Genomic DNA, 14262 nt, shown 5'->3' on the forward strand with positions numbered 1-14262 from the left:
GTCAAAGATGACAACCCGGATCGGCGAATCCGCGCCGCCCGTGAGCGAGAGGCGAGTCGTCGGCAACGTGCTGCGCGGCTCCATCGGCAACCTGGTCGAGTGGTACGACTGGTACGCCTACGCCGCTTTCACCACTTACTTCGCCAAGTCCTTCTTCCCCACCAAGGACACGACGGCGGCCTTCCTCGGCACCGCGGCGGTCTTCGCCGTCGGCTTCCTCATGCGACCGCTCGGCGGCTGGATGCTGGGCCGGTTCGCCGACCGCTTCGGGCGACGAAGCGCACTCGTGCTTTCCGTCACGTTGATGGCGGCGGGGTCGCTGATGATCGCGCTGACGCCGACCTACGCCACGATCGGGATCGCCGCGCCGATCCTGCTGCTGGTGGCCCGGCTCATCCAGGGGCTCTCGGTCGGCGGTGAGTATTCGACCTCCGCGACCTATCTGTCCGAAGTGGCCACACCGGGCAAACGCGGCTTCTACTCCAGCTTCCAGTACGTGACGCTGTACGGCGGCCAGTTGCTGGCTCTCGGCCTCCAGCTGCTGCTGCAGGCCATCCTGACCGAACAGCAGCTGACCTCGTGGGGCTGGCGGATCGCCTTCGTCGTCGGCGCGCTCGCGGCCGTCGTGGTGATGGTCCTGCGCCGCGGGATGGACGAGTCGGCCAGCTTCGAGGAGACCAAGGCGTCCGGCACCGGCAAGGACGCGGGCGACAAGGGCACGCTGCGCGCGCTGATCAAGTACCCCAAGGAGATCGCGCTCGTCGTCGGCCTCACCCTCGGCGGCACGGTGTCGTTCTACACCTTCGCCACCTACAGCCAGAAGTTCATGGAGAACACCGCGGGTATCCCGCGCCGGACGGTCACGCTGATCCTGTTCTGCGCGATCCTCGTCGCCGCGATCCTTCAGCCGTTCGCGGGCAAGCTGTCCGACCGGATCGGCCGTCGCCCGCTGCTGATGTTCTTCGGGATCGCGGGCACCCTGCTGACCGTCCCGATCATGACGCTGATGGGCGGCACCAAGGAACCCGTGCTCGCCTTCCTGCTGATGCTGGCCGGACTGGTGATCGTCACCGGGTACACCTCGATCAACGCGATCGTGAAGGCCGAGCTGTTCCCGACGAAGATCCGCGCCATCGGCGTCGGTCTCCCCTACGCGCTCACCGTGGCGATCTTCGGCGGAACCGCCGAGCTCATCGCGCAGGCGCTGAAGGGCGCCGGTCACGAATCGGTGTTCTTCTACTACGTCGCGGGCTGTGTCCTGGTCTCCCTCATCGTGTACGGCACAATGCGGGAAACCTCGAAGACCTCGGAACTGGACAAGAAGAAGCAGCCCGAGCCCGAGCTCGTGTCCGGCCGCGAAGGCTAGGCGGGAAGGTGTGGCCGTGCGGGTGCTGCTCGTCGAGGACGACGCCGGTGTCGCCGACGCGCTCGCCGAGGCGCTGCAAACGCGCGGCCACACCGTCTCCCACGCGATCCGTGGCAGCGACGCGCTGCACCGGCATCGCGCGGCCGACGTGATCCTGCTGGATCTCGACCTGCCCGACATGCACGGGCTCGACGTGCTCAGGAAGGTCCGGCAGGTCTCGCCGGTGCCGGTGCTCGTGCTCACCGCGAGCGGGGACGAGCGGTCCGTGGTGCGCGGCCTGCGGCTCGGCGCCGACGACTACCTGACCAAACCCATCCGCCTGGCCGAACTGCTGGCGAGGATGGACGCGGTCGTGCGCCGTGCGGCCGTCTCCGCCGCACCACAGGACGGCGTCGTCCGTATCGAGGACGTCGAGATCGATCTCGGCGCGCGGCGCGTGCTGGTCGACGGGAACGACATCGGGCTGACCGCCAAGGAGTTCGCCGTCTTGGCCGTGCTCGCCGCCCGGCCGGGCACGGCGGTGAGCCGCCAGCAGCTCATGGACGAGGTCTGGGGCGACGCGTACCTCGCCGTCTCCCGCTCCCTCGACGTGCACCTGACCCAGCTGCGCGCGAAGCTCGACAGGCCGGGACTGCTGACCACGATCCGCGGTTTCGGCTACCGGCTGGGCCGGGACTGAGCGGTGCGCACCCGGCTGCTGGTCGTCCTCGTCGCGCTCGCGCTGACCGTGGTCGCCGCGTTCGCGATCCCCCTGTTCGGGTCGACCGCCGCGCAGCGGACCCAGCAGCTGGTGATCGCCCGCAACGCCGACGTCGACCGCTTCGTCGTCCTGGCGCAGCAAGCCGTCGACGCCGCCGACCCGACCGCGCTGGCGGTCGACGCCGAGCGGTATTCGTCGTTATACGGCGAAGCGGTCGTGGTGGTCGACGCACGCGGGGTGCCGCTGGTCGAAACCGGCGGGATGACCGCCGCCGAGCCGGTGGCCCGCTCGCTTGTCGAGGCCGCGCTTCGCAACCAGCCCGCGAAGGGACCGGAACAACTGAGCCCGTGGTCGGCCGATCCGGTCCATTTCGCTCGTCCGGTGGGCACGGGCACTCGGGTCGCCGGAGTGGTCGTGCTTCGCGCGTCGGTGTCCACGGCGGCGACCGACGTCGCCATCCGCTGGGCCGCGATCGTCGCGGGCGCGGTGCTGGTCGCGGCGGTGTTCGTGGTGCTCGCGGTCCTGCTGGCCCGCTGGATGGTGCGGCCGCTCCACGAACTGGAGACCGGCGTGCAGGCGGTGACCGAGGGGCATCGCGCCCAGGTTCCCGACCGGGCCGGGCCCCGCGAGCTGCGTTCGCTCGCGACGTCGTTCAACCGGATGTCCGACGCCGTCGTCGAGGCGTCCGAACAGCAGCGGCGGCTCGTCGCGGACGCGTCACACCAGCTGCGCAATCCCATGGCCGCCTTGCGGTTGCGCGTGGACTCGCTGGCCGCGCAGGTCGACGGGGACGGTCAGCGGGCCTACCGCGCGACCGTCGCGGAGGTCGAACGGCTGGAGTCCCTGCTCGACGGCCTGCTCGCGTTGGCGCTCGCCGAAAGCGCCGCGACCCGGCTCGCCGCGGGTGAGTCCGGCGATGAACCCTGCGACCTCCCGGCGGTCCTGGCCGAACGAGTCGACGCGTGGCGTCCCTCGGCCGAAGACGTGGAGGTGAGCCTCGCGGCGGCGGAAGGCCACGACGAGCCGGTGCCGGTGCGGTGCACGGAAAGCGAGCTGGCCCAAGTCCTGGATGTCCTGCTGGACAACGCGGTGCACTACGCGGGACGCGGCGCGACGATCACCACCGGCTACGAAACCGGAGACACGACGGCCACGTTCTTCGTCTCCGACAACGGTCCCGGACTGTCCGCTGAGGACCGTGAACGCGCGACCGAACGGTTCTGGCGCGCGGGTGGCGACGGCGCGCCGCGCGGAACGGGCCTCGGGCTCGCGATCGCGAGCCAGCACGTGCTCGCCCGGGGCGGGAAACTCGAACTGCGCGAAGCGAAACCACATGGGCTCGAAGTCCGCGTCGAACTGCCTCTCGCGACAGGGGAAATGCCGTGACCGTCACCAGGCGCACCGCTCTCCTGGCCGGGCTCGCGACGCTCGCGGGCTGCTCGACCGTGGGTTACCGGGGCCCGGAACGCGAGGTCGTCATCGCGGCGGGAGAGAGCGGCGGTTTCTACCTCGCCTTCGCGGAACTGCTGGCCCAGCAGCTGAACCTGGCGGAACCGCGGCTGCGCGCGACGGCCGTCGCCACCGAGGCCAGCGTCGAGAACCTGCGGCGGTTGCGGGACGGCCGGGCGGATCTCGGGCTCGTCCTCGGCGACGTCGCCGAGTCCGCTTTCGCCGGCGCGGAGCCGTTCTCCGTCCCGATCGCGTTCTCGGCCATCGGCCGTGTCTACGAGAACTACCACCAGCTCGTGGTCCGGGCGGACGGCGGGGTGCGCTCGCTCGCCGATCTGACCGGGCGGCCGGTGGCGATGGGTGCGAGCGGATCCGGCGTCGCGGTGTTCAGCACGCGCCTGTTCGCCCGCGCCGAAGTCCCGGTGAAGGCGAAGAACCTGCTCTTGGGTGAAGCGATCAACGCGTTGGCGGCGCACGAGGTCGACGCGCTGCTCTGGTCCGGCGGGATCCCGACCCCCGCGCTCACCGAACTGAACCGGACCACTCCGATCACCCTTCTCCCGCTGGACGCTCATCTCCCCGCCCTGCGCGCGGGCTACGGCCCGGTGTACGACCAGGTCCTCGTGCCGGCGCAGGCCTATCAGGGGGTCGGTGAGCTGCGGACGATCGGCGTCGCGAACCTGCTGCTGGCGGCTCCTTCACTGCCCGACGACGTCGCGGCGGCGGTGACCCGGGTGCTGGCCGGGCACGCCGCCGATCTCGTCCCGGTGGCCGCGGTGGGAACGCAGTTCCTCGACGTCCGGACGCTGATCGGCACCGGCAAGGTGCCCCTGCATCCCGGAGCCGCCTCGGCCTACCGTGCCCTGCACGGGTGATCCGGGCTCCATCTTCAGAGGGATGCGCGTCGCACCGGCGCGCTGCCAGGGTCGGAACCAGGCGGCCAACGGGCCGCCCCGATCCGGAAGGACTCCAGCAGTGTCATCGAGACACACCAGGGTGGTGCGGGGTTCGGCGCTGATCGCGAGCCTCGCGCTCGCGGGCGGACTCGCCGCGGCGGCCCCCGCCGTCGCGGCCGACCAGGCCAAACTCACCGCACCCGCCCTCACCGGCCACTACGAGGTCGGCACGACCGACCTCCATCTCGTCGACCCGTCCCGACCCGATCCGTGGAAACCGGAGCGGCGCCGGGAACTCATGGTCACCGTCACCTATCCGGCGGACCGGTTCGCCGACGGACCGCGCGCTCCGTGGCTCACGCCCGGCATCAGCGGTGTCATCGACCAAGCGTTGTCCGGGGAGGACTACCTCGGCCTCCCGGTCGGCTCCATCGACTGGGCGTCGGCGAAGCGGCGGGCCGAGATCGGCGTTCCCGCGGCGCACGGCGCGCCCAAGCCGGTCGCGCTCTTCTCCCCCGGTTTCGGCGGGCCGCGGGAAACGTACTCGGCGATCGTCGACGATCTGGCCAGCCGCGGCTACGTCGTCGTCTCGCTCTCGCACACCTACGAGAGCGCCGCGGTCGAGTTCCCCGGCGGACGGCTCGAAACTGCTCTTCCGCCGGGCGAGGGGCCCGAGTTCATGAAGAAGGCTCTCGACGCCCGGGTCGCCGACAGCCGGTTCGTCCTCGACCAGCTGGCGAAGATCACCCGCGGCCAGAACCCGGACGCGGAGAACCGGCCGCTCCCCCGCGGGCTCGGCTGGTCGCTCGACCTGTCCAGGGTCGGCGCCTACGGTCACTCCTACGGCGGGTTCACCGCGGGAGAGACGATGGTCCACGACCGCCGTGTCGACGCGGGGATCAATCTCGACGGCGCCATGGCGACCGCGTTCGGCTACCCGCCGGGCAGTGCCTACGTGCCCGGTGAAGTCACGAAACGCGGTCTCGACCGGCCGTTCCTGCTGATGGGCGCCGAGGGCGTCGACGAGAACGGGAAGCCGCTGGAGCACACGCACCGGCAGCCCGAGTTCGATCGCAGCTGGGCGGACTTCTGGGCAAACCAGCGGGGCTGGAAGCGAGACCTGCTGCTGCGCGGCGGGAGCACGCATATGGCGTACAGCGATCTGCAGGTCGTGGTGCCGCAGCTCGGCTCGCGCGTGGCGCCGGAGAAGCGTGAGGCGGTCATCGGCACGATCGATCCCCGTCGTTCGCTGGCCGCGCAACGGGACTACATCGGCGCGTTCTTCGATCTGCACCTGAAGGGCCGTGACCGGCACCTGTTCGACGGCGAGTCGCCGCGCCACCCGGATATCGATTTCATCGACTGAGCCGCGTGAAGGACTCCCTTCCCCCAAGCCACAGGGTCCCGGCGAAGTCCTCTATCCGCTGGTCACGTGGGTGTTGGAGGGGCTCGTCACAGTGGCCTGCACATTCTCGACTGTCCACAGGGGACACTTTGGGGACGGCCGTACCCGATTCGAGCGTTTTGCGAAGGGGGTCGTGAGCGCCAGGGAGGGGTAAGTCAAATGTGGCGTGACCGAGCCTCTGCGGTGAAGGACCACTTCGCTGAGTCAAGGCAGAGAGGCGGCTCTTCGCGACGTGGTTCCGGACTGGCCGACAGGAGTCAAACGCGCTCTCCTGCTTCAAGGCCATATGACTGGTTTGACGAGGGGGTCGTGAGTGGCAATGAGGGTTAGAACCCGAATCGCCACTCACGACCCCGATCGAAAACCGTACAGATGAGCACCGAACGGACATCCACCTGTCAGCTGGCGTCCTTTGCGGACACCGCCCGTTCAAACCCCTGTCGTCTGCCCGTTCGGACGTCCAGTTCGAATCACCAAGAGCGACACCGGCCGGCGTTCATGCGGCTTTGCCGAGCCCCTGCCCCAAGCCAAGGGAAGGAGCCCTTCACGTAGGTTGGAACCGTGACGGAGCCACGGAAACCGATCGTCGAAATGCCGCTGCGCGTGCGCTACCACGAGTGCGACGGGCAGGGCATCGTGTTCAACGCCAACTACCTCGCCTACGTCGACATGGCCATGTTCGAAGTGGAGAAAGCCCTCTTCGGCTCGCACCAGGAAGCGCTGGCCCGCGGCGTCGACGTCGTCGTCGCCGAGTCGAACCTCCGCTACCGCGCGCCCTGCCGCTACGACGACGAACTGGTCGTGGCCGTGTACCTGGAACACCTCGGCACGACGTCGCTGATCATCGACTTCGAGATCACCCGCGGCGGCGACCTGTGCACGGAAGTGAAGACCCGCTACGTCTTCGTCGACCCGAAGACGCTCAAGAAGGCGGCGCCACCAGCGCCGGTGCGCGAGGTGTACGCCGCCCTCCTGCCCGCTCAGGCGGACTGAACGCCGGGTCGCCGGTCTTCGACGACGTAGCTGGCGCGCGTGCTGATCGGCGCGCCGGGGGTGTTGACGAACGGCACCACCCGGAAGTCGCTCCGCCAGCGCTGCCGGTTGACGTTGACCCGGACGTACCCGCGCTGGCTGTTGAAGAACTTCATGTGCGGGTTGGCCTTCAGCAGGTTCTCACCGCCAGGCGTCATGTCCGCGCCGTTGCCGCCGCTGGTGATCGACGTCCCGACGAACTCGCTCGCCACGGTGGGCGAATCCGGGTCGGCGAAGTCGCGCTTGAGGTCCCAAGCGTAGTTCTGGTGCCTGTCGCCGGTGATGACCACCAGGTTCCGCACCCCGCGGTCCTGCGCCGCGGCGAGCACGCGGTCGCGGTCGGCGACGTAGCCGTCCCACGGGTCGAGGTAGACGTTCGTCGCCTCGCCCGCGTCGGTGTCGGTCTGGCCCATCGGCGCCTGGTTGCCGAGGATCTGCCACCGCGCACGGGACCGGGAGAAGCCGTCGAGCAGCCAGTTCCGCTGCTCCGAGCCGAGCAGGGTGCGGTTCTCGTCGAACCGTTCCGTGCAGTTCGCCGACTGGCCGTCACCGCACGGCTGGTCGTCGCGGTACTGACGGGTGTCCAGCATGGTGAAGTCGGCCAGTGTGCCGTAGCTCAGCCGCCGGTGCAGACGCGCGTCCGGGCCCTTCGGCAGCTGGGCGATGCGGTACGGCAGGTGCTCGTACATCGCCTGGAACGCCTCAGCCCGCCGCTGCCGGAACACCGCGCGGTCCTGGTCCGGTTCCTTGTCGATCTGCGAGATGTCGCCCGCCCAGTTGTTCTCCACCTCGTGGTCGTCGTTGACGTGGATCCACGGGAAGGCGGCGTGCGCGGCCATCAGCGGCGCTTCGGATTTGTAGAGCGCGTACTGGAGCCGGTAGCGGGCCAGGTCGAAGGTCTCGCCCTTGAACTGCGGCCCCACCGGCGTTCCGCGGCCGACGCCCGTGACACCGCTTTCGTAGAGGTAGTCGCCCAGGTGCACGACCAGGTCGAGGTCCTCGGCCGCCATGTGCTCGTACGCGGTGAAATGCCCGGCCTCCCAGTTCTGGCAGGACGCGAACGCGAAGTTCAGCTCACGCGGCGACGACCACGCGACCGGCGCCGTCCGGGTGCGCCCGACCGGAGAGATCTCACCGCCCGTGCGGAAACGGTAGAAATACTCGTGGTCCGGCGCGAGGCCGTGGATCTCCGGGTGCACGGAGTGACCGAGTTCGGGCGTGGCGACCACGGATCCCCGGCGGATCACGGCGCGGAAGCGCTCGTCCAGCGACACCTCGTACTCGACGCGGACCGGCGTCCGCGGCATACCGCCGAAGCCGTCGGCCTCGTAGGGCTTCGGCGCGAGCCTTGTCCAGAGCACGACACCGCCGGGCAACGGGTCACCCGACGCGACTCCGAGGGTGAACGGGTTACCGGCACCGCTGGCGAGCGGCATCGCGCCGGCGGCGTTCCAGGCACCGGTCCCCAGCAGGACTGCGGCCGCGCCGGCGGAGCCATATCCGAGGAAGCGACGCCGCGACAGGGGGTGAGGGAGCGAAGGCATGATGCCCTCCTGTGGTGGGATGGTCACGGGCGGGCCTCATGCTCGTCCGGCTTGATGGCCACCCGGCCGCGCTCAGGCGAAGCGCCCGTGAACGAAAGACGATCAACCCTCGTGTTCCGCATCCTGTTCTACCGCCCCGAAATCCCGCCCAACACGGGTAACGCGATCCGCTTGACCGCGAACACCGGCTGCGAACTCCACCTGGTGGAGCCGCTCGGTTTCACGCTGGAGGACAAGCAATTACGGCGTGCGGGGCTCGACTACCACGACCTCGCACGTGTCCACGTCCACGCGGATCTCGACGCCGCTTGGGCGGCGCTCCTCCCGGCGCGGGTCTACGCGTTCAGCGCTTCGGCGACGCGGCTGCACACCGACGTCGCGTACGAGCCCGGTGACGTCCTGATGTTCGGGCCGGAGTCGGCGGGGCTGCCCACCGAGATCCAGGAATCCCCGCAGGTGAGCGACCGGGTACGGCTGCCGATGCTGCCGTCGAGCCGGTCGCTGAACCTGTCGAACACCGCGGCGATCAGCGTCTACGAGGCTTGGCGGCAGAACGGCTTCGCGACTCCCTGAGACGCAGCCCCACTGCAATGAAGGGGCCTTTCATAGCAAAATTTGCTATGAAAGGCCCCTTCATTGCAGAGCCCGAGCGTCTACGGCAGCCGCTGCCCCAGGAAGAGCGAAGCCGCCGCCCCGATCATCAGCACCAGCGTCCCCAGAATCACCCAAGGCCTGCTCGCGTCGGCGTCCTTGAGCTCGTATCCGATCTGCTCGCCGAGGTCGTCGTACACGCGTTTCAGCTCGTCCGCGCTCGCCGCCTTGTAGAAGTCGCCGCCCGAAAGCCGGGCGATCTCCTCCAGCGATTCGTCGTCGACCTTCACGTCCTGCGGTTTGCCGTCGATGTCGACCGAACCGTGCGTGGTGCCGAACGAGATCGACGAGATCGGCACCTGAGCCTGCTTCGCCGCCTGCGCCGCCGTGTAGCCGCCTCGCGGGGCGTACAGATCGTCCGGGACTGTCTGCTTGCCGTCACTCATCAGGACGATCCGTGCGGGCGGCGGGCCTTCCGCGCCGCCCACGATCGCCGAGAAGCTCTCGATCGACTGCAACGCGGCGAAAATCCCTTCGCCGGTGGCCGTCGACTGCGCCAGCTTGAGATTGTCGATCGCCTTCACCACGCCGCCGCGATCGGTGGTCGGCGCGACCAGCACGGTCGCCGTCCCGGCGAAGGAGATCAGCCCGAGGTTCACCCCCGGGGTCATGTTCTGCGCGAACGAACGCGCCGACTCCTGGGCCGCCTTCAGCCGGGTCGGGGCGACGTCGGTCGCCTCCATCGACAGCGAGGTGTCGATCACCAGCATCACGGTGGCCCGGTTGCGGGGCACCTTCTGTTCGGCCGTCGGCCCCGCGAGCGCGACGGTGAGCACCAGCAGCGAAAGCACGATCAGGATGGCGGGAACGTGCCGCACCCATCCCTGGCTCTTCGGCGCGACCTTCTCCAGCAGTTCCAGGTTGGCGAACCGCATGGTGCGCTTGCGCCGCGCGCGCTGGGAAAGCACGTAGCCCACGGCCACCGCGGCGACCGCCAGCAGCAGCAGGAACCACCACGGCGAGGCGAATCCGCTGAGGCTCACGCGACACCACCGGACCAGCGGCGCTTGCGGGCCACCACGAACCGGACCATGTCCGCGATCCAGTCCGAATCGGTGCGCAGCACCAGATGCGCGGCACCGGCCCGGCGCAGCGCGGCCGCGACGTCCTGCCGGTGAGCGTGCGCCGCGGCGCCGAATTCCTTGCGCAGCAAGGCCGAAGCGTGCACTTCGCGCTGTTTCCCTGTCTCCGGGTCGGCCAGCACGACGGTGCCCACGTCGGGCAGGTCGATGTCGCGCGGGTCGAGGACTTCGATGGCGATGAGGTCGTGGTGCCCGCCGAGCGCGCGCAACGGCCGCTGCCATTCGGTGTCGCCGAGGAAGTCGGAGAGCACGACGGCGAGCCCGCGACGGCGGGGCGGACGGCGCAGTTTTTCCAGTGCCGCGGCGAGATCCCCGCGGACACCTTCCTCGGCGCGCGGGGTCTCGGCGATCTTGCGGACCAGCCCCCGCGCGTGCGGGAGGCCGCCACGCGCCGGAATTCGCGTGATGTTGCCCGCCCCGTTGGAGACGAGCGCACCGATCCGGTTGCCGCCACCGCCGGTCAGATGGGCGACCGCGGCCGTCGCGCAGACGACCAGGTCTCGCTTCTCGCACAGCGCGGTGCCGAAGTCGAGGCTCGCGGACACGTCCGCCACCAGCCACGTCTCCAGCTCACGGTCGGCGACGGTCTCCCGGATATGCGGGCTCGTCGTCCGCGCGGTGACCGCCCAGTCCATCCGGCGGACGTCGTCACCGGGCTGGTACGGCCGGGCCTCCCCCGGTTCCGAACCGGGCCCCGGCACCAGGCCGAGATGGTTTCCCTGCAGCAGACCGTCGAGGCGGCGGCGCACGTCGAGTTCGAGTGTGCGCAGGCCCGCCTCCATCCGCTCCCCGCGGAGTACCGGCGGAGCCCAGGAAGGACGTTCGCCCTTCTCGTTCTTCACGCTCGCTTCCCTACCTGACCGGTGCGCCGGCCGGGACCGGGCCGCCCTGCCCGGCGCCGCCCTGCGGACGGGCCGAGACCTGCGGCAGCGGCACGGTCTGCAGCACCCGCGTGATGATGTGGTCGATGGGCACGCCGTCGGCCAGCGCGTCGTAGGACAGCACGAGCCGGTGGCGCAGCACGTCGGGAACGACGTCGACGACGTCCTGCGGCAGCACGTAGTCCCGGCCGCGGACCAGCGCCAGCGCGCGGGCCGCGGCGATGATGCCGAGGCTGGCCCGCGGCGAGGCACCGTAGGACACCCAGCCCGCGACGTCGGCGAGGCCGTGGTCGTTCGGCGTACGAGTGGTGAGCACGAGGCGGACGACGTAGTCGACCAGCGCGTGGTGCACGAAGACCTGCGAAGCGACGTTCTGCAGGCGGACCAGTTCGGCCGGGGTCAGTACCTCTTGCGGGGTGGGCGGGGTGACGCCCATCCGGTAGATGATCTCCCGCTCTTCCTCGGCCGTCGGGTACTCGACGACGATCTTGAAGAGGAAGCGGTCGCGCTGCGCCTCGGGCAGCGGGTACACGCCCTCGTTCTCGATCGGGTTCTGCGTGGCGAGCACGAGGAACGGGTCGGGCATCGGGAAGGTCTGGCCGCCGATGGACACGTGCCGCTCGGCCATCACCTCCAGCATCGCCGACTGCACCTTCGCCGGCGCGCGGTTGATCTCGTCGGCGAGAACGAAGTTCGCCACCACCGGGCCGAGTTCGACGTCGAACCGCTCGGCGCCCTGGCGGTAGATCCGGGTGCCGAGGATGTCGGCGGGGACCAGGTCCGGGGTGAACTGCACCCGCGAGAACGAACCGCCGACCACTCGCGCGAAGGTCTCGACGGCGAGGGTCTTCGCGACACCGGGAACGCCTTCGAGCAGGAGGTGCCCCCTGGCCAGCAGGCCGACCAGCATCCGCTCGACCAGCCTGTCCTGGCCGACGATGATCCGCTTGACCTCGAACACGGTCCGCTCAAGCAACTGGGCGTCCCGCGCCGGCGTTCCGGGCTGCTGCTGCGCGCCGTCGGCGTAGCCGGGCTCGGTCACTGTGCCTCCTGTGTTCCCCGCTTGCGTACTTGTGTCCGGATGTGACCGTAGTGGTCGGTGACACAGCCGTTCGTGACGGTAGCCAACCCGATCAGCGGTATGACGGCTGTGAAGGCCTCGGCGACGCCTGCTGGAGCCTACGGCGAACCACCGCCACGACTATGGCGAGTAAAGGCCCAGGTACATGAAGGGGGCCTTCATGTGCTTGGGCCACACCCCGCCCAAGGCGCAGGTATCGAGCCGGTCGGGTCTCGTGAGTGGCAGGAACGGTTCTAACCGTCCATACCACTCACGAACACCCTAAGAGAGCCGGTCCAGATCCTCTGGCGTGTCGATGTCTTCGCTCTCGCCAGGCTCCTCGGGCACCTCGACGATCTCCAGCCCGCCCAGCGTCCGCCGCAGCGACGCGTTCTCCACCGTCTCCGGCAGCGCGTCGCGCAATGCCTCCACACGCCAGGCGCCGAGCAGCCATTGCCGCTCCCCCGAGGCGTCGACCAGCACCGCGCCCGAAGCCCGGCCGAGCCCGGCCAGCAGCCGGTCCACAGTGGACTTCCGGACGCCCGCGAGATCACCGGCCAGCACCACGACGAGGTCCGAGCGCACCAACGCGAGCCCGGCGGCCAGCGCGGCCACCGGTCCCGTACCGGGTGAGGACTCCCGGGTCCAGACGACGTCGCCGAATCCCGGCCGTTCCGGGCCGACGACGATCACCGGGTCCGCGTCCGCGAGCGCGGCCAAAGCCCTGGACAGCAACGGCTTTCCGCCGACAGGGAGCGCGGGTTTGTCCACACCGGACAGGCGACGGGCGGCGCCGCCCGCCAGCACGATCCCCGAGTACGTCACGCCTAGCCGATCAAGCGGGTCGCGTACGGCATGATTCCGCCGTAGCGCACCGGCGCGATGCGGACCCGCAGACCGGACTGCGGCGCCTCGACCATCTGCCCGTTCCCGAGGTACATCGCGACGTGGTGGATACCCCGCGCGCTGCCGCCCCAGAAGAGCATGTCGCCGCGGCGCATCTGGGAGAGCGGCACCTTCCGCCCGGCGTTGTACTGATAGCCGCTGTAGTGCGGGAGCGACTTCACCCCGGCGAACGCGTAGATCATCAGGCCCGAACAGTCGAAGCCGATCTTGTTGTAGTCGCCGTAACGGTCCGCCGTACCACCGTCGCGGATACCGCGCGTCGGGCCGGACGTGTTGCCGCCACCCCAGGCGTACACCACTCCGAGCTGCGACAAAGCGCGCCGGACGACGGCTTCGACGCTCGCTCCGGCGGGGGCCGACTGGACGGGCCTGGCCGTCGGGCGGCCACCCCCGCCTTGGCTGGGGCTGGGCCTCGACGCGGCGAGAGCGGCCTGACGGGCACGCTCCTCGTCCTCGCGTGCCTTCTGCGCCTTCCAGTCCTCGTAGCGCTGCCGCTGCCCCTGCAGGCCGCTGACCTTCTGCTGCGCTTCGAAGAGTTGCTTCTCGACGCTCGCCTTGTCGGCTTCGAGCCTCTCGTTCTGCGCGGCCTGGGTGTCCTGCGCGTGCTGCGCGGCGCTTTGGGCGTTGTCGGCCTCGTGCTTGGCCGCCTCGGCCGCGCGTTTGCGCTCCTGCGCGATCTCCAGTTTCTTGCGCGCGGTCGCGTCCTTGTTGGACTTGTCCGTCTGCGCGCGCTTCATCGTGTCGAGCGCGTTGAGCCTGCTGCCGCCGACCGCGTCGAGCATCTGGGCGCGGCCGAGCAGTTCCTTCGGGCTGTTGGCCGTCAGGTATGCCGAAACCGAGCCGATCTTGCTGCCCTGCTGGAAGCTGGCGGCGGCGAACCTGTCGAGGTCGGCGCGGGCCTTGTCGATGGCGGCCTGCGCCGCGTCGGATTCGGTGCGCGCGGCCTGCGCGTCGCGATCGGCCTGCGCGGCTTCGTCCTGCGCGGTCTCCGCGTCGACCCTCGCCTTGTTGGCCTCTTCCATTTTCAGCTCGACGTCGTCGTTGAGCTGGGCGAGCTTCGACTCGGCCTGGGCCAGCTGGTTCGTGAGCCTGCCGACGTCGCCCGCCTTGGCGTTGGCGTCGGCCTTGCTGGAGTTGATCTCGGAGTCGCTGGGATTCGGCGGGGGCGGCGGTACCGCAACGGCGGTACCGGTCACCCCGAGCAACAGGGCGACACCGAGCGCGCCGATGGTCACGCCACGGCGGGCACGTGCCCCAGACCCGGCTTCACCACGCACGATCCACCCACCT

General features: G+C 69.8%; 13 protein-coding genes. 7 read left to right on the forward strand and 6 right to left on the reverse strand.

The annotated features are described in order from the left end of the window. The first annotated feature begins 7 nt into the window (after positions 1-7). From AC069I_RS41365 to AC069I_RS41390, 6 genes are all read left to right on the forward strand, one after another. The gene (locus tag AC069I_RS41365) at positions 8-1366 is read left to right on the forward strand and encodes an MFS transporter (protein WP_478267792.1); all 1359 of its coding nucleotides are present in this window, start codon (positions 8-10) and stop codon (positions 1364-1366) included. Between the two features lie 10 nt (positions 1367-1376). Next, entirely contained in the window at positions 1377-2045 is a 669-nt protein-coding gene (locus tag AC069I_RS41370; RefSeq protein WP_478228307.1) for a response regulator transcription factor, read from the forward strand. Between the two features lie 3 nt (positions 2046-2048). After that, a complete protein-coding gene (locus AC069I_RS41375; protein ID WP_478267793.1) occupies positions 2049-3452 on the forward strand; it encodes a sensor histidine kinase in 1404 nt (467 codons plus the stop codon). Beyond that, on the forward strand, positions 3449-4390 hold the full coding sequence (locus AC069I_RS41380; protein WP_478267794.1) for a TAXI family TRAP transporter solute-binding subunit: 942 nt from the start codon (positions 3449-3451) through the stop codon (positions 4388-4390). The genes AC069I_RS41375 and AC069I_RS41380 overlap by 4 nt, the downstream gene beginning before the upstream one ends. A 100-nt stretch (positions 4391-4490) precedes the next feature. Beyond that, entirely contained in the window at positions 4491-5777 is a 1287-nt protein-coding gene (locus AC069I_RS41385) for an alpha/beta hydrolase family protein (RefSeq protein ID WP_478232634.1), read from the forward strand. A gap of 600 nt (positions 5778-6377) precedes the next feature. Then, positions 6378-6809, forward strand: a complete 432-nt coding sequence (locus AC069I_RS41390) for an acyl-CoA thioesterase (RefSeq protein WP_478228303.1) — start codon at positions 6378-6380, stop codon at positions 6807-6809. On the opposite strand, the gene AC069I_RS41395 is transcribed toward AC069I_RS41390, so the two are convergent. Next, positions 6797-8392: an alkaline phosphatase D family protein gene (locus AC069I_RS41395; protein WP_340682126.1), complete on the reverse strand. Its 1596-nt coding sequence runs from the start codon at positions 8390-8392 to the stop codon at positions 6797-6799. The genes AC069I_RS41390 and AC069I_RS41395 overlap by 13 nt on opposite strands. A 111-nt stretch (positions 8393-8503) precedes the next feature. On the opposite strand from AC069I_RS41395, the gene AC069I_RS41400 reads away from it, so the two are divergent. Next, complete coding sequence (locus AC069I_RS41400) at positions 8504-8965, forward strand: tRNA (cytidine(34)-2'-O)-methyltransferase (protein ID WP_478228302.1); 462 nt, start codon at positions 8504-8506, stop codon at positions 8963-8965. A gap of 80 nt (positions 8966-9045) precedes the next feature. On the opposite strand, the gene AC069I_RS41405 is transcribed toward AC069I_RS41400, so the two are convergent. From AC069I_RS41405 to AC069I_RS41425, 5 genes are all read right to left on the reverse strand, one after another. Next, complete coding sequence (locus AC069I_RS41405) at positions 9046-10026, reverse strand: VWA domain-containing protein (protein ID WP_378444146.1); 981 nt, start codon at positions 10024-10026, stop codon at positions 9046-9048. Further along, positions 10023-10907 carry a DUF58 domain-containing protein gene (locus tag AC069I_RS41410; RefSeq protein WP_478228368.1) on the reverse strand — a complete coding sequence of 295 codons (885 nt, stop codon included), beginning with the start codon at positions 10905-10907 and terminating at the stop codon, positions 10023-10025. Before AC069I_RS41410 ends, AC069I_RS41405 begins: the two co-directional genes overlap by 4 nt. Before the next feature lie 70 nt (positions 10908-10977). Continuing rightward, on the reverse strand, positions 10978-12048 hold the full coding sequence (locus AC069I_RS41415) for an AAA family ATPase (RefSeq protein ID WP_034306533.1): 1071 nt from the start codon (positions 12046-12048) through the stop codon (positions 10978-10980). A 300-nt stretch (positions 12049-12348) separates the two neighbouring features. Continuing rightward, the gene (gene mobA / locus AC069I_RS41420) at positions 12349-12891 is read right to left on the reverse strand and encodes a molybdenum cofactor guanylyltransferase (protein WP_478228301.1); all 543 of its coding nucleotides are present in this window, start codon (positions 12889-12891) and stop codon (positions 12349-12351) included. A gap of 2 nt (positions 12892-12893) precedes the next feature. Beyond that, positions 12894-14249 carry an NlpC/P60 family protein gene (locus AC069I_RS41425; RefSeq protein ID WP_478228300.1) on the reverse strand — a complete coding sequence of 452 codons (1356 nt, stop codon included), beginning with the start codon at positions 14247-14249 and terminating at the stop codon, positions 12894-12896. Between the last annotated feature and the right edge of the window lie 13 nt (positions 14250-14262).

Source organism: Amycolatopsis sp. NPDC043885, from assembly GCF_056435685.1.